Raw genomic sequence first — 19,112 nt, forward strand, 5'->3', positions numbered from 1 at the left:
ATTTATTGTTGCTCCTTATTTGCAGCAAGAATGAGTTCTTTGGCGCCTTGTTTAATTAAACGGTCCGCGGCCTCTAACCCTACTTCCTCAGGATTAGTACCCACTACTGTCTCTTTTAATAAAACAGAGCCATCCATAGAGCCGACAAGAGCTGTTAATTCGATTGCATCGTTTTCTGTAAGGGTTGCATATCCAGCAATTGGAACTTGGCATCCACCTTCAAGTTTATGAAGAAATACTCGCTCCGCTGCCACTGTTCTTTCTGTTATCGTATCATTAATATGCGCTAACAACTGCAATAAATCCTTATCATCCTCACGACACTCAATCGCTAATGCACCTTGTCCTACAGCAGGTACACATAACGTATCATCTAAATGTTCTGTAATAACATCATTATCCCAGCCCATTCTTTGTAATCCAGCTGTCGCTAAAATAATCGCATCGTAATCTTCTTCTTTTAATTTACGTAAACGTGTATCGATATTCCCGCGAATCCACTTCACTTGTAAATCTGGTCTCGCAGCGAGTAGCTGTGCACTACGTCTTAAACTACTCGTACCTAAAATAGCACCTTCCGCTAACTCTTTAAACGATGCTCCATTTTTTGAGATAAAAGCATCACGAGGGTCAACACGCTTTGGTGTACAGCCAATCATTAAACCTTCTGGAAGTACGGCTGGCATATCTTTCATACTATGTACAGCCATATCGATTTCTTTCGTAAGTAACGCATGCTCAATTTCTTTAACGAACAAGCCTTTTCCGCCTACTTTTGAAAGAGTAACATCTAAAATAACATCACCTTTTGTGACAATTTCTTTCACTTCAAATTCATATGGTAGACCTAGGGCTTTTAACTGATCAATAAACCAGTTTGTTTGCGTTAATGCTAGTTTACTCTTTCGTGACCCTACAATAATTTTGCGCATAATTCTCTCTCCTCATTATAAATACCAAAAGTGGAAATTGGACAACCTGCTTAATAGAAAAATGTTTACTAGCATTACGAGAAACGATCCGATATTCCACTGTACAATTTTCTTACCTTGCAACACATCTGCCGCTCGTAAATATAAACCTGTGCAATACACAAATAGAACGACAAAAGATCCGATTACTTTCGTATCATACCAATGGAAATTATCCAATTTTGTATATCCCCATATACATCCTAATAAAATTGCTAGTAAGAAAAATGGAACAGAAAATAAATTTAATCCGTAAGACATAGATTCTAGCTTCGGTAAATTCCCTAACCTTCTTAATCTCGCATTCCATTTTTTCTTTTTTAATAGGCGATATTGCAATAAATACATAATAGAAAAAATGAACGATACAGTAAACGTTGCGTAAGAAATAATTGCCATACCGACATGCACGTATACAAGTTCTGAAACTAATTGTTCCGCAAGTACTGGCGACATCTTTCCGAGCGGTGTAAAAATAGAAAAAGCGCTTACGCCAAATGCTACAACATTTGTAAAAAAGACTAAAAAGTCAATTCTCATAAATCGATTAATAACTAACGACATCGTAATCAATAACCAAACATAAAAATAAATCCCTGATAATAAAGTTAAAATAGGATTCGTTTCTGAATCTGTAGCTCTAAGCAACATAAAAATAGACTGCAGGACCCATACAATCGCAAGTAACCAAAAAGCAAATCGGTTCGCCTTTCGGTTACTTTGGAAATAATCTATAAAATATAAACTAATGCTACAAGCATATAAAATAATTGCAATATGATAAATAATACTGTTATTTAAAAAACTCATCCGATCATCCTTCCAAATTATAAAGATGGAACGGATGGTGTCCACACTCTTTTATGTTCTACTTCTTCCGCACGACTCTCTACTTCTTCCGTTTCTAAATCAAAAATCTTTGCAAATAACGCTAATTTTTCGCTCGCTCCCTCTTCAGCAGCTATTTCTTTCGCTACTAAAATTGGGTCTTTTAATAATTGATTAATAATACTTTTCGTATGCTTACTAATAACTTTTTTCTCACGATCACTAAGGTTTGGTATTTTTCGCTCTAGGCTTACCATCGTTTCACTTTGGATTGCAAGTGCCTTATCACGAAGAGCTGATATTAATGGAACAACACCAAGTGTACTTAACCACGTTTTAAATAGAACAATTTCCTCTTCAATCATAAATTGAATTTTCTCTGCCTCTTTCAAACGCTCAGCACGGTTTGCCTCCACTACTCCTTGTAAATCATCAATATCATACAAGAAAGAACCTTCTAGCTCATCAATCGCTGGATCAATATCACGCGGCACTGCAATGTCAACCATAAATAATGGACGACCAGAGCGCATTTTCTCCACCTTTGTCATCATCTCTTTCGTAATGACATACTCAGATGCACCAGTTGAACTAATTAAAATATCTGCTTCTAATAATGCACATTGTAATTCGCTTAACGATTTTGCATGTCCCATATATTTCTCAGCCATTACTTCTGCTTTCGAAAGCGTCCTATTCATAACTGTTACTTTACGAGCACCACTTCCATATAAGTTTTGTAGTGCAAGTTCGCCCATTTTACCAGCACCAAGAATAAGCACATGACATTCTGTTAACTCGCCAAATATTTTCTTTCCAAGCTCAACAGCAGCATAACTAACAGACATTGCACTTTCCCCGATTGTTGTTTCTGAGTGGGCACGTTTTGCTAATGTAATGACTTGCTTAAACAATTCATTAAAAATTGTGCCTGTTGCTTTAACTTGTTGCGCTTCTAAAAAGCTATCTTTTATTTGACCTAAAATCTGCGTTTCTCCGACTACCATTGAATCTAAACCGCACGTTACGCGGAATAAATGATCTATTGCGCCATCTTGTTCAAAAATAGTTAAATATGGCGCGACTTCTTCTATTTCAAGCTGAAACCAATCAGCTAAAAACTTCTTAATATAATACCGTCCCGTGTGTAATTGATCGACAACAGCATAAATCTCAGTGCGATTACAAGTTGACACAATGACATTCTCTAACACGCTCTTTTGATTTTGTAATGTAGTCATCGCTCGCTCTAGTTCTGCTGCCTGAAATGTGAGTTTCTCACGAAATTCTACAGGGGCTGTTCGATAATTTACACTAACAACAAGAATATGCACGCAGCATGTCCCCCTTCACCCGTTTTATCACTTTATCTACTATCATAATACAACTTTCCTCTTATGAATCTGACAATCGTGTGAACAACCGATTATTTTTTAATTATTCTCCGTATGTAATAAAGGAGATTCAATAACACTAATAAAAAAATTCTACTTTATAATGATTATAAATTAATAACTCTATTTGTACGTTACCAAAAAAAGCCCTCATAATCAAGTGATGGAAACTATTCCATATAAATTATAACATCATCTTCCCTATCTTCTTTCATCATGAAGGAAAATATGTATGATTGTTCCAAAATGTAACAAAGACTTTCTCAATACAATGTATTTGACATTGCATTTCTTTTTCGTTATATTAGTTTTACAAAATTAAATTGTGCACAATTTAATTAGAAGGGAGTTATTTATGACAGAAGACTCTTTGCATCTAGATAACCAACTTTGTTTTTCTATTTACGCCTGCTCTAGAGAGGTTACTCGTTTTTATCGACCTTATTTAGAAGAAATGGGTATTACGTATCCCCAGTACATTACTTTACTCGTACTATGGGAGCAAGATGGACTAACAGTAAAAGAAATTGGAGAACGTCTATTTTTAGATTCTGGTACGTTAACACCTATGTTAAAACGTATGGAATCATTAAAACTTGTAAAACGTGTTCGTTCCAAAGAAGACGAGCGAAAAGTTTGTATTGAATTAACAGAACAGGGCAAAGATTTAAAGGAAAAGGCTTGTTCATTACCGACAACGATGGCTACAAACTTAGGAATTACAGAGCAAGAATATCGCTCTTTATTAATTCAACTAAATAAACTGATTGACACAATGAAAACAATTAATGATGGAAAAGGGGAATAAATATGGATAAATTATATACTGCTTCAGTAACAGCAACAGGTGGAAGAAATGGGAAAGTAGTTTCAGATGATGGCATATTAAATCTTGATGTAAAAATGCCGAAAGCACTAGGTGGTGCAGGCGGAGAAGCAACAAATCCAGAACAACTATTTGCAGCTGGTTATGCAGCTTGTTTCGATAGTGCATTACAACTTGTCATTCGTACAAAACGTGTGAAAGTAGAAAGTACAGAAGTAACTGCTCACGTTTCTATCGGAAAAGATACAGATGGTGGTTTCGGCCTATCTGCTGTACTTGATGTACATGTGGCTGGCGTTTCACATAGCGAAGCACAAGAACTTGTAGAAGCGGCTCACGGTGTATGTCCTTACTCGAAAGCAACAAGAGGAAATATTGAAGTTACATTAAACGTACGCTAAAAAATTTAGCAAAACAAAAACGCGCGACATTCGTCACGCGTTTTTTGTTTTTGTAAATTTATGAATTGCTTTCCACGCTTCTTCTTTTCCAAGTCCTGTTTCAGAAGAGAATAGAACAATTTCATCGCCAATTTCAACAGCAAGCGTTTCTTTTACAACTTTTAAATGCTTTTGCCATTTTCCTTTCGGAATTTTATCGGCTTTCGTCGCAATAATAATTGTTGGGATTTCATAATGCTTTAAGAAATCATACATCATCACGTCATCACTTGTTGGTTGGTGACGTAAATCAACTACTAATACAGCTGCGTCTAATTGTTCACGCGTTGTAAAGTACGTTTCAATCATTTTCCCCCATGCAGCGCGCTCCGATTTAGATACTTTCGCATATCCATAACCTGGAACGTCAACAAAGTGCATCATCTCATTGATTAAGAAAAAGTTCAGCGTTTGCGTTTTTCCTGGTTTAGAAGAAATACGTACTAACTTTTTACGATTTAAAATTTTATTAATAAAGGAAGACTTCCCCACATTTGAACGACCTGCTAATGCAATTTCTGGTAAATCACTGTCTGGATATTGTTCTGGTTTAACAGCACTAATTACAATATCTGCTTTTGTTACTTTCATTGTTTCACTCCTACTAATGCGTGCTCCAATACTTCATCTAAATGAGATGCAAGCACAAACGTAAGGTTTTCTTTTACGCTCTCTGGAATATCATCTAAATCTTTCTCGTTTTCTGCTGGCAAAATAATTTTTGTTAAGCCTGCGCGGTGAGCACTTAATGTTTTTTCTTTTAAACCACCAATTGGTAATACACGACCACGAAGTGTAATTTCACCTGTCATACCGACTTCTTTACTTACAGGAATACCTGTTAGCGCAGAAATAAGTGCCGTTGCCATCGTAATACCTGCTGACGGTCCGTCTTTTGGAACTGCTCCTTCTGGAACGTGAATATGAATATCATTTTTCTCATGGAAATTCGGATCGATCTGAAGCTCTTCTGCACGAGAACGTATATAACTAAACGCAGCTTGTGCTGATTCTTTCATAACATCCCCAAGTTTCCCTGTTAAAATTAGTTTCCCTTTTCCTGGCGCTACAGAAACTTCAATGGCAAGTGTATCGCCGCCTGCTGCTGTGTAAGCTAGACCTGTTGCCATACCAACTTGGTCTGTTTTTTCAGCTTGCCCATAACGGAATATGTGTTTACCAAGTAAATCAACAATCTTTTTCTCTGTCACAACGATACGTTTACGTTCTGCTGTAACGATAATCTTCGCTACTTTACGGCAAACTTTTGCAATTTGACGCTCTAGCGTACGAACACCAGCCTCACGTGTATAATAACGAATAATCTCAAGCAGCGCTTCATCACGCACTTGTAAATTACCTTTTCGTAAGCCATGTTCTTTTAATTGTTTCGGCAATAAATGCTCACGAGCAATGTGTACTTTTTCAAGTTCTGTATAGCCAGCAATCGAAATGATTTCCATACGGTCAAGTAATGGACCTGGAATACTTGAAAGTGTATTAGCAGTTGCTACAAACATAACTTTTGATAGATCATATGGTTCTTCAATGTAATGATCACTGAAGTTATGGTTTTGTTCTGGATCTAATACTTCAAGTAATGCCGCTGATGGATCTCCACGGAAATCGTTAGACATTTTATCAATCTCATCTAATAAGAAGACTGGATTAACTGTTTTCGCCTTTTTCATACCTTGAATAATGCGTCCTGGCATTGCTCCAACATATGTACGGCGGTGACCACGAATTTCAGATTCATCACGCACACCACCAAGAGATACACGGACGAAGTTACGATTCAATGATGTTGCAATTGAACGCGCTAACGAAGTTTTGCCGACCCCAGGAGGGCCTACTAAACAAAGGATAGGTCCTTTTAATGAATTCGTTAACTTCTGTACAGCTAAATATTCAAGTACACGCTCTTTCACTTTTTCAAGACCGTAATGATCGTTATTTAAAATCTCTTCCGAATGAGCAAGATCAATTATATCTTCTGTTGCCTCTGTCCACGGAAGCGCTAATAACCAATCAATATAATTGCGAATAACACCACTCTCCGCAGAACTTGCTGGTAACTTTTCATAACGATCTAATTCTTTCAGCGCAGCCTTCATTGTTTCTTCCGGCATTCCTGACTGTTCAATTTTCTCACGAAGTTCTTCTACTTCTCCGCCCTTGCCTTCTTTGTCGCCAAGTTCAGTTTGAATCGCCTTCATTTGCTCACGTAAGAAATATTCTTTTTGCGTGCGCTCCATGGAACGTTTCACTTTTTGCCCAATTTTCTTTTCTAGGCTAAGTAACTCTTGTTCATCTTGAATAATTGAAATAAGTGTTTGTAATCGTTCTTTTACAGATACAATCTCTAGAATCTCTTGTTTCTGCTTCGTTTTAATCGGCAAGTGAGAAGCAATTAGATCAGCTAATCTCCCTGGTTCTTCCACATCAGCTACCGTTGCAAATGTTTCATTTGAAACTTTTTTCGAAACTTTAATATATTGTTCGAAATGCTCCAGTAACGTACGCATAAGAGCTTTCTCTTCTAAATCATCTTCTACTTCTTCAGTTACCGTTTTAATCGACACTTGTACTACATTTTCTTCTTCGATAAACTCTATTACTTCTGCTCTATGTAAACCTTCCACAAGGACACGAAGCGTACCGTTCGGCAATTTTAACATTTGCTTCACTTTCGCCACCGTACCTACACTATATATGTCATCTTCTTTCGGATCATCGATATTCATTTCTTTTTGCATTGCTAAAAAGATGATATTTTCATCCATTGCCGCCTGCTCTAGTGCTTGTATCGATTTATCACGTCCTACATCAAGATGCAAAACCATCGTTGGATATACGAGAACGCCTCTTAATGGTAGGAGGGGCACGATTCTTTCGTTCGTATTCATACTAGACATAGCACCTCCATAATAAATTAAACTCCTGTTCAACTATTTTATATTACAATACACCTAGATGCAATTGCTGAGATTCCGCGCAATTGTAAATAGCTTGTTTTTCTACCTCACGAAAAGAAAAAAGACTCCGATTAAGCATACAAACTTAAACGAAGTCTGGCAAATTTTATTATTGTTTATTTTCACATAGATTGTGCATCAGTTTCGTCTACCTTAGTATGTACATCTAGCTCTCTATGCATATTTTCTTGCATAAACGTTAACTCAAATACTTCTTTTAACTTACGGACAGGAATAATTTCAATTCCCTTGATCGTATACAAAAATGGTTGCATATTTTCAGCAGGAATAATGACTTTCTTAGCTCCCGCTTTTTTCGCAGCTTTTATTTTTGCGTACACGCCACCAATAGGTTTTACTTCTCCGTGTATACTTATTTCCCCTGTCATCGCTACTTCATTATTTACATACGTGCGGTGCACCGCAGAATATACACCTGTTGCCATAGCGATTCCTGCAGAAGGGCCATCAATCGGGATACCACCTGGAAAATTAATATGTATATCATATCCTTCTGGCAACACATCTAAAGAACGAAGTACTGTTAATACATTATCAACAGAGCCTTTCGCCATACTTTTACGACGAATCGATTTCGTTTGACTACCAATACTTTCTTCTTCCACAATTCCGGTAACATTTACCGATCCTTTATCTTTCGCCTTGATTGCTGTTACTTCAATTTCTAATAACGCACCTGTATTTGGTCCGTATACAGCAAGACCATTTACAAGACCAATCCTTGGAATCGGATAAATGCGCTTTTCATATTTCGGTGTAAGCTGACTTGAGTGAACAACCCACTCTATATCTTCATCCTTAATGAAAGAACGTTCTTCATTTATCGCCATACCAGCAGAGATTTGCACGAGATTAATCGCTTCTCGTCCATTCCTTGCATACATCCCGATCATTTCAATACCATTTTCACCTATTTGCATTTCCACTTTTTCCGCGGCATTTTTCGCTACTTTTTGAATTTCTTCCGTATCTAATTCACGGAAAAATACTTCTAAGCAACGTGACCGAATAGCAGGAGGAATTTCCTCTGGCGAACGTGTCGTTGCTCCAACTAAGCGAAAATCTGCCGGTAAGCCTTTTTGGAAAATATCATGTATATATGTTGGGATCATCGTATTTTCTTCACTATAGTACGCACTTTCTAAAAATACTTTTCGATCTTCTAACACCTTTAACATTTTGTTCATTTGAATCGGATGGAGCTCGCCAATCTCATCAATAAACAAAATACCACCATGTGCATCTGTTACAGCACCTTTTTTCGGTTGCGGAATACCTGCTTGCCCCATCGCCCCAGCACCTTGATAAATCGGATCATGCACCGAACCTATTAAAGGGTCTGCAATACCACGTTCATCAAACCGAGCTGTTGTCGCATCAAGTTCAATAAATGTTGCATTCGTACGAAATGGAGATTTAGGATTTCGTTTCGCTTCTTCTAATACAAGACGTGCTGCCGCTGTTTTCCCAACACCTGGCGGGCCATATATGATTACATGTTGCGGATTCGGACCACAAAGAGCCGCTTTTAACGACTTAATTCCGTCCTCTTGCCCTACAATATCTAAAAAGGTTGTAGGACGCACCTTTTCTGCTAGCGGCTCTGTTAAAGAAATCTCACGCATTTTACGAAGCTGTTCTAATTCTTTTTTCGATTCTCGATCAATTGAAACTTTTTGTGTTCGTTGATTTCGAAGTAAATGCCAGAAATACAATCCGACAATTACACCAAAAACAAGTTGAACAACTAAAAATATATTTGTCCAGCTCATTATTTATTTCCTCCCGCAATATTTTATCTCTTAGTATTTCCGCGGAGGAACGTAGCTAAACATAAAGAAAAACAGCAATTATAAAAATTGCTGTTTCCCTTTCGCATTATGCAGATGTTTTTGTATCAAGTACAGTACCGTCTTGTAACACCAATTTTGGCGGCTCATTATCAGCTACTGTTTCTTTTGTAAGAATACACTTCTCGATATCTTTACGAGATGGAAGTTCGAACATTACATCAAGCATTAAGCCTTCAATAATAGAACGAAGTCCACGAGCACCCGTTTTACGTTCAATTGCTTTTTTCGCAATTTCGATTAGTGCACCTTCTTCAAACTCTAACTCAACATCGTCAAGCTCCAATAATTTTTGGAATTGCTTAACAAGTGCATTTTTCGGTTTCGTTAAAATATCAACAAGAGCATCTTCATCAAGTGGCTCTAGGTTCGCAATAACTGGAAGACGACCGATAAACTCTGGAATTAAACCAAATCTTAAAAGATCCTCTGGTAATACGTGAGATAAAACATGCTTCTCATTCACATCAGCATTTTTCTTCTCAGAACCAAATCCAATTACTTTTTCACCAAGGCGACGTTTAATAATCGGCTCAATGCCATCAAACGCTCCACCACAAATGAATAAGATGTTCGTTGTATCAATTTGAATAAACTCTTGGTGCGGATGCTTACGACCACCTTGAGGTGGAACGCTTGCTACAGTACCTTCTAAAATTTTCAGAAGTGCCTGCTGCACACCTTCACCAGATACATCACGTGTAATTGATGGATTTTCGGACTTACGTGCCACTTTATCAATCTCATCAATATAAATAATTCCTTTTTCCGCTTTCTCAACATCATAATCAGCTGCTTGAATTAATTTTAGTAAGATATTTTCTACATCTTCCCCAACATATCCAGCTTCTGTTAAAGATGTTGCGTCCGCGATTGCAAATGGAACATTTAGAATACGCGCTAACGTTTGTGCAAGTAATGTTTTACCACTACCTGTTGGCCCGATAAGTGCGATATTACTCTTCGCTAATTCTACATCATCAATTTTGCTGTTAGAATTAATGCGTTTGTAATGGTTATATACCGCTACCGCTAGTGCTTTTTTCGCGCTATCTTGCCCGATGACATACTCATCTAAGATTTCACGAATTTCTACCGGTTTCGGTACATCTTTGAATTCTACTTCTTCGTCCTTCGCAAGCTCCTCTTGTACAATTTCAGTACAAAGTTCGATACACTCATCACAAATGTAAACACCTGGACCTGCCACTAACTTTCGAACTTGCGTTTGTGTTTTACCACAGAAAGAACATTTTAATTGCCCTTTTTCATCATTAAATTTAAACATATTTTCACACCCCTTACAAAGTGCTAACCTCTTGCCTTCGTATGTACACGATAAATGTATCGTATGTAAATACATATTATGTCACTACGTGGCGAGAAATACAAATAATATGACTAGTTATGTACAAATAAAAAATTTTTAAAACTTTTGAAATATGTATATTCGACTTGTAAAGGAACTTTTCCTTCTCCATCGAAAAGTTTTATAAATATATTTCTATATTTATAAAACAAGGCACGATTTTAATCGTGCCTTGTTATTTTATTATGCAGCGTTTTCTACTAAGAAGTCTACAGCTTTACGCACTTTAAGATCTTCAGCTAAAGCGTCTACGCTTCCAAGAGCTTGCTTGATAGCGTCTACTGGCATACCGTACATTTCAGCCATTTTTTCAACTTCTGCAGTTACTTCTTCTTCAGTAACTTCGATGTTTTCAGCTTCAATGATAGCTTCAAGAACAAGATTGATTCTTACACGTTTTTGTGCATCTTCTTTCATTTGCTCTTTTAATTTGTCAGCATCAGTACCTGTGAATTGGTAGTAAAGCTCAAGGTTCATACCTTGTTGGCTTAAACGTTGCTCGAATTCACGAACCATACGATCTAACTCAGTGTTGATCATAGCTTCTGGAATTTCGATTTCAGCGTTAGCAGCAGCTAATTCTACTACTTCGTCACGTACTTTGTGCTCAGCTTCGTGCTTTTTGCCTTCTTCTAAGTTTGTGCGAAGTTTTGCTTTTAATTCATCAAGAGTTGCAACCGCTTCGTCTGCTTCTTTAGCGAACTCGTCGTTTAACTCAGGAAGTTCTTTTGTTTTGATTTCGTGAATTGTTACTTTGAATGTTGCTGGTTTGCCAGCTAATTCAGCAGCATGGTACTCTTCTGGGAATGATACTTCAACGTCTTTAGACTCACCAGATTTAAGACCGATTACTTGCTCTTCGAAACCTGGGATGAATGTACCAGAACCGATTGCTAGAGAGTAGTTTTCGCCTTTTCCGCCTTCAAATGCTTCGCCATCAACGAAACCTTCGAAGTCGATTACAGCTGTATCACCGTTTTCAACAGTTCCTTCTTCTTTAACAACTAGTTCAGCTTGACGTTCTTGTAAAGATTTTAATTCGTTCTCTACATCTTCGTCAGTTACAGTTGTTTCAACTTTTTCTACTGCTAAACCTTTGTACTCACCTAATTTAACTTCAGGTTTCACTGTAACTTTTGCAGTGAAGATAAGGTTAGCATTTTTTTCGAACTTCTCGATGTCGATTTCAGGATGATCAACTGGGAAGATACCAGCTTCTTCAATCGCTTCACCGTATGCTTTTGGTAAAATGATATCTAAAGCATCTTGGTATAAAGATTCAATACCAAAGCGTTGTTCGAATAATGGACGAGGCATTTTTCCTTTACGGAAACCTGGTACGTTAATTGTTTTTACTACTTTTTTGAACGCAGCGTCGATAGAGTTGTTTACTTCTTTAGCATCAACTTCGATTGTTAAAACGCCAACGTTACCTTCTAATTTTTCCCATTTTGTAGACATTTATTCTTTCCCTCCAACTATAATAATGTATGCACATACCTCTATAGATTAAGATCTTCATTATCTCTTTTTTGAAATAACAAATACACAAATAATCCTCTAGCAAAAGCTTTCAGATATAATGTTCCAATCTACTAATTGCCCAGAAGACAACTACGGTATATTTTGTTCGAGAATAATATGAAACATATTAAGTAAGAGAATTACACTTCTCTTCTCTTACAAACAGGCAGTTTTCTGCCTTTTGCAACCCTTACATTATAACATAGAATATGCTCGTTTCAAGAACTGAACGATTCTTTTTCATAATTATACGGGCAAATATCCTTCTCTTTCAACACGTAATAACCATTGATAGGCAATATGAAACTCTTCCAATTCGATATTGTATGCTGCCATAAGCTCTTCTTCATCAATAGCCAATCCGAAACGCTTTCTTCCAATTCTCTCTAAAACAGCTGACCAAATCTCTTCTTTATCCATTAATAGAGCAAATGGGAAAATACTAATTTGCAATTCTTTCCAATATGTAACCGTTGCTTCAAATATATCGGGATAATTTTGCTCTAATCGACTTGATAATTTATGTATAATGTTATTGGATTGCTCCTCATTATGACCTGTAAATGCTGGAATTACCTTAATCGTATTCCCAAACTTTTCTACCTCTATTTCCTCTTCTACCTGACTTTCTATCATTTTATACAAAATAGAAGTTTTCAAATAGGGGTGTTGCTCTTCTTCTATTAAAAATTTCTTTAAAACAGGTAATGCAAGATCTAAGTCTTTTAACGAAAGTCGCTGAATCGCTCTTAGCTTCTGTCCAAAGTTTTCTCCAAAAATTTCATTAGTAAACTCATCCAACTCAAAATTTGAATCGACTAGCGATGCGTCTCCCTCATTGAGCATACCTTCTGCAAATAAAGCAAGTTGCGCTAATTTTTCCTTTTGATCAGGCATTATATCTTTCGTTTGTAAAACCTTTTCAACAGTTTCAATAACACCTTCATAATCATTTGTTTGAACTAAAATAGTCACGTACGTTTCAAGAATATCACCAAATAAGACAACTCCTGTTTTAAGCAACTGTTCACATTTGTCTTTCGCTTCTTCCATACGTTTTAATTCGAGTAAACAAATAACTGAAGCTAATTCCGTTTGTTCCGTTTCCGCATTATACTGACGTAATATTTCAAAGCAGCGCAATGCATCTTCGAACTTCCGCTCTTTCAGCGCTAAAAAACCTTCATCAATATAGCGCTCTGATAGTTGTGGAAACAATACGACCGTATTTTCTTTTTTATCCATACGTCCGCCTCTTTTTCTTGATTTTAATTATGTTCAAAGTAAATATATCAAATGCGTAATGAGAACACAACATCCCAAAACTATTTGTTTGAAATATAAAAATATTTAATTTTTACATTCCAATACGAATAAATCTCTACTAAAAATTAAAATTGTACAAATAAAAATCCCCAGCAACAAGCGCAGAGGATTCATCATTAATGGAAAGCTTTTATAATTGTGGGGTATATTACAAGGGTAATAATTTGGAGAACAATAATTGCCATAACAATCATGCTAAAATAGAAGATTGGTTTACTTCGCTTCATTAAAAACATAATAATAAGCATCGTACAAGCAAACAAACTTAAGAAGAACAAACTTGTTGTCGAACTAAGTATACCACTTGGGACAAAGAACAATAACACTACACTACAAGTACCTATAATTCCAAATAACCATTCCATTCATTCACTCATTCCCTTTCCCTCTCATGGCTGTTTTCTCTAAGCAATCAAATGTTTCACAACATCAACTACATACGTTAATTTCTCATACGCTACAAATCCAAAAGCAACCGTTAAGCCCGTTACAACTAATCCTTTCATCATTTCTGCCTCCTCGTTTTATCGTTGTTATCTTCATTATAAAAGATTAGCAATTTGTTACCATCGAACTACCTTACAGTTACCTTACAGAATTGTAAGATTTCAAAAGAGGATAGAAAAACACCTCACATAGCTTGAGGTGCTTTCACGGAATTTCTCTATAATCACTTGCAAAATTAACTTTTTTCTCTTGGTTATTTTTCGGAGAATCCAATCTTAAACTAATAGATTTACTAAATAATTTAGGATCAAAATAATTATTCATTACTTTTCTTAACTTACCTTCAGATATTTTCGTATTACAAGAAAACAAAGGATGAAAATCATGTTAATATATTTTTATACAATTAAGAATTTAATTTACAAGGGGGATTATATATGTTTAAAAAAATGGCCGCAGATGTATTAGGACTAAGCGATGTAGGTTCTGTTATTACACCTAAAGACTATGATAAGGTCGATGCCGATGATTATGTAATGCATGAAGACGGAGAGAAAATTTACTTTCTAATTAAATCGAAATCAGATGAATATTGCTTCACAAACAAAGGGTTAATTCACTTGGACGGTACAAGCGCAACAAGTAAAAAACGTACACTACGCCGCTTTCGTTATAGTAAATATCAAATTAAAAACGTAGCACTCGAAACTGCAGGAACGATTGATTTAGATGTAGAAATTAAGTTTCAAATGGGCGATGAACATTACTCAATTGATGTTCATAAAAAACATATTGAAGAATTAAAAGATTTATATAAGGCTTTACTTAAAATCGAAGAAATTTCATACGACAACGATATTACATTACAATATGCACATAAAAGTTTAGATATGGCATCTAATGCCTTTAGCCGCATTTCAAACGCACAAGTAAATTTAGCAGAGCAATTTAAAGAAATGAACGAGATTGCCTTTAACTGGCTTGTTGATACGAAGAAACAATATAATGTGAAAGATTATGGTTTTGTATTTGAGAAGTTTATTAATAACTAAACAGAAAACCTTGTTATCAAAAGATAACAAGGTTTTTGTAGCGTACCAGGAGAAATTCGAACTCCCGCTCCGCCCATTTCCGTACTATTTTATATATTTTGATCGCAGTCTTAATATATCTTCTCCTTCGCGAATGCCTGCCGATCCCTTCCTCACATTTTTTACGACAGTCCAATTCGGGTTAGTTTCATCACCGATGTTCTGTACTGTAAAATTGCCATCACCATATTTTCGGTGGCCTTCTGCCAATTTCTCCGTTAAATCATTCTCATTTGATCTCGCCATCTTTGCGCCATCTCCCTTTTTTATACGACCTTCTTAAACCATCTAACCAATCACAGGTCCAGTCAATTGGAGATTCTCATTTTCCGCTTCTATTAATTGTAACACACTGCCGGGGATAAGTTCCGATAACTGCTGCTCAACCGTACTAGAATGGTAAAGAATTTTATAATATTGCAAGTAAACAATTAAGAGAATCTGGATATGGATTTGAGTTCCATCATAAACCTATTAATTCTTTAAATTAAATAAGATGAATAGGGCGCATAAATGGCGCTCTTTTTATTTAAGAAAAAAAGTACATATGCAACTGCTTAATATCAAAGGAAAGGTCGCAAATATTAAGCATGAACTACACTTATAACCCAAACATCAAATTTTAGACAAACAAAAAACCTTGTTATCTTTTGATAACAAGGTTTTTTTAGCGTCCCAGGAGAGATTCGAACTCCCGACCGTACGCTTAGAAGGCGTATGCTCTATCCGGCTGAGCTACTGGGACATGGAGCGGGTGAAGAGAATCGAACTCTCGACCAGAGCTTGGAAGGCTCTTGTTTTACCACTAAACTACACCCGCATATGTTATTTTCTTTTCTTCGTTAGCGCCGTTGCCCTATCGACAATATTTATTATATGTATAACCACACATAAAGTCAACACCTTTTTTAAAAGAGGATAAATTTTCTTATCCTCTTTTAAAAACTGCCTGTTCAACTAGTTGTCCGTCTAACGTTTCAAAACGAACTTCCATTTGATTTTCATCCATTTCTAATAAAGCAAATGTCTTTTCTACACGCTGACGTGGTAATAAAATACTGCCTGGATTAATAAATAAAACGCCCTCGATTAATTCCGCACCTAATACGTGAGAATGTCCGAAGCATGCAACTTGCGCTCCCACTTCTTCAGCATGGTACGCTAGCGTTTGTAATGTCATTTTTACATTATGTCGATGCCCATGTACAACTAAGAAGCGAATTCCATCTACATCAGTTACAATTTCATCTTGAAAGTTAGCATAATCACAATTTCCTTTTACAACATGGAAACCTTGCAGCTCTTCATGAGCAGGCGTTAGCTCTGAATCACCGCAATGAATCATGGTATCTACTTTCCCTTCATACTTCTCTTTTAACTGCTGTAATTCCTTCACAGAGCTATGACTATCGCTTACGATTAAAGCTTTCATCAATCTCTCTCCCTTATTCTCCTAAAAACCATTCAGGGATTTTTTCTTCTAGCTTACGAAGAGCACGTCCGCGGTGACTAATAGCATTTTTTTCATCTGAACTTAATTCCGCCATTGCTTTTTTGTATTCTTCCACATAAAAGATCGGATCGTATCCAAAGCCATTTTCTCCGCGGCGTTGTTCTAAAATAAATCCTTCACATGTCCCGTTTACAATGACAGGCTTTTTATCACCTTCAGGGAAAGCTACTGCTAATGCACAGTAGAAGCGAGCTTTACGCTTATCAAACGGTATTTCATTTAATTCTTGTAAAACTTTATCAATATTCGCTTGATCATCTTTTGGCTCTCCAGCAAAACGAGCTGAATACACGCCTGGTTTCCCGTTTAACGCATCTACAATAAGACCTGAATCATCCGCAATTACAATTGCATTCAACTGTCTACTCAAACTATCCGCTTTTAAGATCGCATTTTCTTCAAATGTTTCACCAGTTTCTTCGACTTCTTCAATATGAGGAAAATCGTGTAATGATTTCACTTCTAAATCAAATCGCTCAAATAACTCAGCAAATTCACGTACTTTCCCCATATTTTTTGTCGCTACAACAACTTGTTTCATTTTTTCCACCTCTACTCTATATGAGATACGATGTCACCTAACGCTTCTTTTTGCATATCAATCAGTTGGAAAATGCCTTGTTCTGCTGCATCAAGTAATTCATTTAACTGCGCTCTACTAAACGTCGCTTCTTCTCCAGTTCCTTGCACTTCAACGAACTGACCTTTTCCAGTCATAATTACATTCATATCAACGTCTGCTTTAGAATCTTCTGCATAGTTTAAATCTAAAACAACACCTTGCTCTTCAACAATTCCTACTGATGTTGCTGCTAAATAATCTTTTACTGGAATTTTAGATACTTTTTCTGCTTGTAATAATTTCTCGAAAGCTAATACCATCGCTACATATGCACCTGTAATAGAAGCTGTTCTCGTTCCACCATCTGCTTGGATGACATCACAGTCAATCCAAACTGTTCTCTCGCCAAGCGCTTCTAAATCAACTACCGCACGTAATGCTCGTCCTATTAAGCGCTGGATTTCCATTGTACGTCCTGTTACTTTCCCTTTGCTTGACTCCCTAATTGTACGTTGTTCTGTCGCACGTGGAATCATCGCATATTCAGCTGTTACCCAGCCCTTTCCTTCTCCACGCATAAATGGCGGGACACGCTCTTCAATTGTCGCTGAGCAAATTACCTTTGTATCCCCAACTTCAATTAATACAGATCCCTCTGGATGTTTTAAATAATTCGTATGAATATGTATATGGCGTAATTCTGTTTTCTCTCTACCATCTACTCGCATAAAAATAACCTCCTCTTAATTACTACTCGTTAGTATAGCCAAATTTAAATGTATGATATGTATACAATAAAAGAAGGAGAACCCAAAAAGCAATTCTCCTTTCTTGCTTAAGTATATCAAATTATTCAAGATTAAAAACTACCTGTATTCACGTTTTCTGGACGATCTACAGGTTTTATTAACTTTCCGCCCTTTTCATCTATAAGATTTGCTTTTCCATTCACTTCAATAGAAATATTTTTCACACCTTTCTTTTCTGTTAAAGATAAAACTAACGACTTCAATACGTAATTTGAGATCATATTTTTATCTGGGTTTACAAATATATTTTCATTAAAGTTTAATGTAAGATTTCCGTCTTGTAATTTCGGATTCGTAATAAGCTTAACGCCTGGATTAAAATCATTCAGGAGCGATTGATGGATCGGACCTTTTACAAGTTCATCTATAATTGCTGCATAGTCATTTTCTTTACCTTCCGCAACGCGGCGTGTGACTGGTACGTAGTATTGCTGTTTATTATTATTTTGCGCCATAAAATACAGTGTGACTGGTTTTGTATTTGTTACATCTGCTACTTGTTCATCATCGAAGTTAATACCATTTGCACGGCTCACTCCTTCACCAAGCGGTGTACCACCAACCGGCATCTTTGCCAATTTCTCACCATTTATTTGGAACTGCACTTGTTTTATCTCTGTAAATTGCGTCAACGTCCAAGCTATAGATTCAACGATTTGACGCTCTTCTTCTTTCGCATAGTTTTTCATTTCTTTAGAGAAATCAATAACTGCCGTTCCGTCCTTTTTCAAATCTAAAGTCATCGTTGTATTCGCCGGAATGACTGCACGAAACCCATTCGGTAATAAATTCGTTACCGGTCCATCTTTCACAAGGTATTCTAACGTTTGCTTCACAGTCTCATTTGCTTTCGGAGTAGGTATAGCTAACGTTTGTGGTACAACATAACCATTTTTATCAACAAGGTATAGTTCTCTGTTTACCATTTGCCCTTGCTTATCTTTTTTAGCTACTTCTTTCTTCCCACCCTCTGTATACGTAACTTGTTTTGGCGGATCAATTTGTTCAGTTGCTTTCTCTTGATTTATAAAGCCACACCCTGTTAGTAAAACAGCGCTCACAGTAGCACCAACAACCCATTTAAAAGTGGATTTAGGCATGCCATTCCCCCCTAAAATCTAAGTTTGTACTATTATGTATACGAGCTGTTTCACGTTTTAGAA

At 36.6% G+C, this 19,112-nt stretch carries 18 protein-coding genes, 2 tRNA genes and 1 pseudogene; 4 read left to right on the forward strand and 17 right to left on the reverse strand.

The annotated features are described in order from the left end of the window. Nucleotides 1–2: 2 nt before the first annotated feature. The 3 genes from hemC to hemA are packed head-to-tail and all read right to left on the reverse strand — an operon-like array spanning nucleotide 3 to nucleotide 3,133. Nucleotides 3–932, reverse strand: a complete 930-nt coding sequence (gene hemC / locus MHH55_RS16680) for a hydroxymethylbilane synthase (protein ID WP_001226407.1) — start codon at nucleotides 930–932, stop codon at nucleotides 3–5. Between the two features lie 15 nt (nucleotides 933–947). Further along, nucleotides 948–1,781 (reverse strand): cytochrome c biogenesis protein, encoded by an 834-nt coding sequence (locus MHH55_RS16685; RefSeq protein WP_078186329.1) that lies wholly within the window; start codon nucleotides 1,779–1,781, stop codon nucleotides 948–950. Nucleotides 1,782–1,798: 17 nt separating this feature from the next. Continuing rightward, nucleotides 1,799–3,133, reverse strand: a complete 1,335-nt coding sequence (gene hemA / locus MHH55_RS16690; RefSeq protein ID WP_078186330.1) for a glutamyl-tRNA reductase — start codon at nucleotides 3,131–3,133, stop codon at nucleotides 1,799–1,801. Nucleotides 3,134–3,548: 415 nt separating this feature from the next. On the opposite strand from hemA, the gene MHH55_RS16695 reads away from it, so the two are divergent. Further along, nucleotides 3,549–4,001 (forward strand): MarR family winged helix-turn-helix transcriptional regulator, encoded by a 453-nt coding sequence (locus MHH55_RS16695; RefSeq protein WP_000133916.1) that lies wholly within the window; start codon nucleotides 3,549–3,551, stop codon nucleotides 3,999–4,001. 2 nt (nucleotides 4,002–4,003) lie between these two features. After that, the gene (locus tag MHH55_RS16700; protein WP_000359781.1) at nucleotides 4,004–4,420 is read left to right on the forward strand and encodes an organic hydroperoxide resistance protein; all 417 of its coding nucleotides are present in this window, start codon (nucleotides 4,004–4,006) and stop codon (nucleotides 4,418–4,420) included. Between the two features lie 33 nt (nucleotides 4,421–4,453). Here the strand turns inward: MHH55_RS16700 and ysxC are convergent, their stop codons facing one another. The 7 genes from ysxC to MHH55_RS16735 form a co-directional block, all read right to left on the reverse strand. Further along, nucleotides 4,454–5,050 carry a ribosome biogenesis GTP-binding protein YsxC gene (gene ysxC / locus MHH55_RS16705; RefSeq protein WP_000869116.1) on the reverse strand — a complete coding sequence of 199 codons (597 nt, stop codon included), beginning with the start codon at nucleotides 5,048–5,050 and terminating at the stop codon, nucleotides 4,454–4,456. Further along, entirely contained in the window at nucleotides 5,047–7,377 is a 2,331-nt protein-coding gene (lon, locus tag MHH55_RS16710; RefSeq protein WP_000097289.1) for an endopeptidase La, read from the reverse strand. Before lon ends, ysxC begins: the two co-directional genes overlap by 4 nt. A 182-nt stretch (nucleotides 7,378–7,559) precedes the next feature. Next, the gene (lonB, locus tag MHH55_RS16715; protein ID WP_000119176.1) at nucleotides 7,560–9,230 is read right to left on the reverse strand and encodes an ATP-dependent protease LonB; all 1,671 of its coding nucleotides are present in this window, start codon (nucleotides 9,228–9,230) and stop codon (nucleotides 7,560–7,562) included. Between the two features lie 106 nt (nucleotides 9,231–9,336). After that, the gene (clpX, locus tag MHH55_RS16720; RefSeq protein ID WP_000472289.1) at nucleotides 9,337–10,596 is read right to left on the reverse strand and encodes an ATP-dependent protease ATP-binding subunit ClpX; all 1,260 of its coding nucleotides are present in this window, start codon (nucleotides 10,594–10,596) and stop codon (nucleotides 9,337–9,339) included. 264 nt (nucleotides 10,597–10,860) lie between these two features. Then, entirely contained in the window at nucleotides 10,861–12,138 is a 1,278-nt protein-coding gene (tig, locus tag MHH55_RS16725) for a trigger factor (protein WP_000105215.1), read from the reverse strand. A 309-nt stretch (nucleotides 12,139–12,447) separates the two neighbouring features. Next, complete coding sequence (locus tag MHH55_RS16730; protein ID WP_078186331.1) at nucleotides 12,448–13,446, reverse strand: hypothetical protein; 999 nt, start codon at nucleotides 13,444–13,446, stop codon at nucleotides 12,448–12,450. A gap of 197 nt (nucleotides 13,447–13,643) precedes the next feature. Then, nucleotides 13,644–13,892: a hypothetical protein gene (locus tag MHH55_RS16735; protein ID WP_001983650.1), complete on the reverse strand. Its 249-nt coding sequence runs from the start codon at nucleotides 13,890–13,892 to the stop codon at nucleotides 13,644–13,646. A gap of 519 nt (nucleotides 13,893–14,411) precedes the next feature. On the opposite strand from MHH55_RS16735, the gene MHH55_RS16740 reads away from it, so the two are divergent. Further along, on the forward strand, nucleotides 14,412–15,026 hold the full coding sequence (locus MHH55_RS16740) for a PH domain-containing protein (RefSeq protein WP_000473863.1): 615 nt from the start codon (nucleotides 14,412–14,414) through the stop codon (nucleotides 15,024–15,026). Nucleotides 15,027–15,110: 84 nt separating this feature from the next. On the opposite strand, the gene MHH55_RS16745 is transcribed toward MHH55_RS16740, so the two are convergent. Next, nucleotides 15,111–15,311 carry a hypothetical protein gene (locus MHH55_RS16745; RefSeq protein ID WP_000124460.1) on the reverse strand — a complete coding sequence of 67 codons (201 nt, stop codon included), beginning with the start codon at nucleotides 15,309–15,311 and terminating at the stop codon, nucleotides 15,111–15,113. 152 nt (nucleotides 15,312–15,463) lie between these two features. Between MHH55_RS16745 and MHH55_RS36420 the strand changes: the two are divergent. After that, nucleotides 15,464–15,556: pseudogene (locus tag MHH55_RS36420) on the forward strand (DUF6572 domain-containing protein); the annotation flags it as partial. A gap of 180 nt (nucleotides 15,557–15,736) precedes the next feature. On the opposite strand, the gene MHH55_RS16750 reads toward MHH55_RS36420, so the two are convergent. The 6 genes from MHH55_RS16750 to gerM form a co-directional block, all read right to left on the reverse strand. Further along, nucleotides 15,737–15,810, reverse strand: a tRNA-Arg gene (locus MHH55_RS16750). Nucleotide 15,811: 1 nt separating this feature from the next. After that, a tRNA-Gly gene (locus tag MHH55_RS16755) sits at nucleotides 15,812–15,885 on the reverse strand. Between the two features lie 108 nt (nucleotides 15,886–15,993). After that, entirely contained in the window at nucleotides 15,994–16,497 is a 504-nt protein-coding gene (locus MHH55_RS16760) for a metallophosphoesterase (protein WP_078186332.1), read from the reverse strand. Between the two features lie 13 nt (nucleotides 16,498–16,510). Next, the gene (locus MHH55_RS16765; protein ID WP_000815939.1) at nucleotides 16,511–17,119 is read right to left on the reverse strand and encodes an XTP/dITP diphosphatase; all 609 of its coding nucleotides are present in this window, start codon (nucleotides 17,117–17,119) and stop codon (nucleotides 16,511–16,513) included. Nucleotides 17,120–17,130: 11 nt separating this feature from the next. Then, on the reverse strand, nucleotides 17,131–17,868 hold the full coding sequence (rph, locus tag MHH55_RS16770; RefSeq protein WP_001261765.1) for a ribonuclease PH: 738 nt from the start codon (nucleotides 17,866–17,868) through the stop codon (nucleotides 17,131–17,133). 131 nt (nucleotides 17,869–17,999) lie between these two features. Beyond that, nucleotides 18,000–19,049, reverse strand: coding sequence for a spore germination protein GerM (gene gerM / locus MHH55_RS16775; protein WP_001126746.1), 1,050 nt, complete (start codon nucleotides 19,047–19,049; stop codon nucleotides 18,000–18,002). Nucleotides 19,050–19,112: the final 63 nt, after the last annotated feature.

This window comes from Bacillus sp. FSL K6-2944 (assembly GCF_038005385.1).
Lineage (GTDB): Bacteria > Bacillota > Bacilli > Bacillales > Bacillaceae_G > Bacillus_A > Bacillus_A cereus.

What these genes read in the sequence shown, in the direction of transcription:
- rph (WP_001261765.1), bottom strand. Translation starts at nt 17,868, where the DNA reads ATGCGAGTAGATGGTAGAGAGAAAACAGAATTACGCCATATACATATT.
- hemC (WP_001226407.1), bottom strand. Translation starts at nt 932, where the DNA reads ATGCGCAAAATTATTGTAGGGTCACGAAAGAGTAAACTAGCATTAACG.
- MHH55_RS16735 (WP_001983650.1), bottom strand. Translation starts at nt 13,892, where the DNA reads ATGGAATGGTTATTTGGAATTATAGGTACTTGTAGTGTAGTGTTATTG.
- tig (WP_000105215.1), bottom strand. Translation starts at nt 12,138, where the DNA reads ATGTCTACAAAATGGGAAAAATTAGAAGGTAACGTTGGCGTTTTAACA.
- lonB (WP_000119176.1), bottom strand. Translation starts at nt 9,230, where the DNA reads ATGAGCTGGACAAATATATTTTTAGTTGTTCAACTTGTTTTTGGTGTA.
- MHH55_RS16740 (WP_000473863.1), top strand. Translation starts at nt 14,412, where the DNA reads ATGTTTAAAAAAATGGCCGCAGATGTATTAGGACTAAGCGATGTAGGT.
- gerM (WP_001126746.1), bottom strand. Translation starts at nt 19,049, where the DNA reads ATGCCTAAATCCACTTTTAAATGGGTTGTTGGTGCTACTGTGAGCGCT.
- MHH55_RS16765 (WP_000815939.1), bottom strand. Translation starts at nt 17,119, where the DNA reads ATGAAACAAGTTGTTGTAGCGACAAAAAATATGGGGAAAGTACGTGAA.
- lon (WP_000097289.1), bottom strand. Translation starts at nt 7,377, where the DNA reads ATGTCTAGTATGAATACGAACGAAAGAATCGTGCCCCTCCTACCATTA.
- MHH55_RS16730 (WP_078186331.1), bottom strand. Translation starts at nt 13,446, where the DNA reads ATGGATAAAAAAGAAAATACGGTCGTATTGTTTCCACAACTATCAGAG.
- MHH55_RS16685 (WP_078186329.1), bottom strand. Translation starts at nt 1,781, where the DNA reads ATGAGTTTTTTAAATAACAGTATTATTTATCATATTGCAATTATTTTA.
- MHH55_RS16745 (WP_000124460.1), bottom strand. Translation starts at nt 15,311, where the DNA reads ATGGCGAGATCAAATGAGAATGATTTAACGGAGAAATTGGCAGAAGGC.
- MHH55_RS16695 (WP_000133916.1), top strand. Translation starts at nt 3,549, where the DNA reads ATGACAGAAGACTCTTTGCATCTAGATAACCAACTTTGTTTTTCTATT.
- MHH55_RS16700 (WP_000359781.1), top strand. Translation starts at nt 4,004, where the DNA reads ATGGATAAATTATATACTGCTTCAGTAACAGCAACAGGTGGAAGAAAT.
- ysxC (WP_000869116.1), bottom strand. Translation starts at nt 5,050, where the DNA reads ATGAAAGTAACAAAAGCAGATATTGTAATTAGTGCTGTTAAACCAGAA.
- clpX (WP_000472289.1), bottom strand. Translation starts at nt 10,596, where the DNA reads ATGTTTAAATTTAATGATGAAAAAGGGCAATTAAAATGTTCTTTCTGT.
- MHH55_RS16760 (WP_078186332.1), bottom strand. Translation starts at nt 16,497, where the DNA reads ATGAAAGCTTTAATCGTAAGCGATAGTCATAGCTCTGTGAAGGAATTA.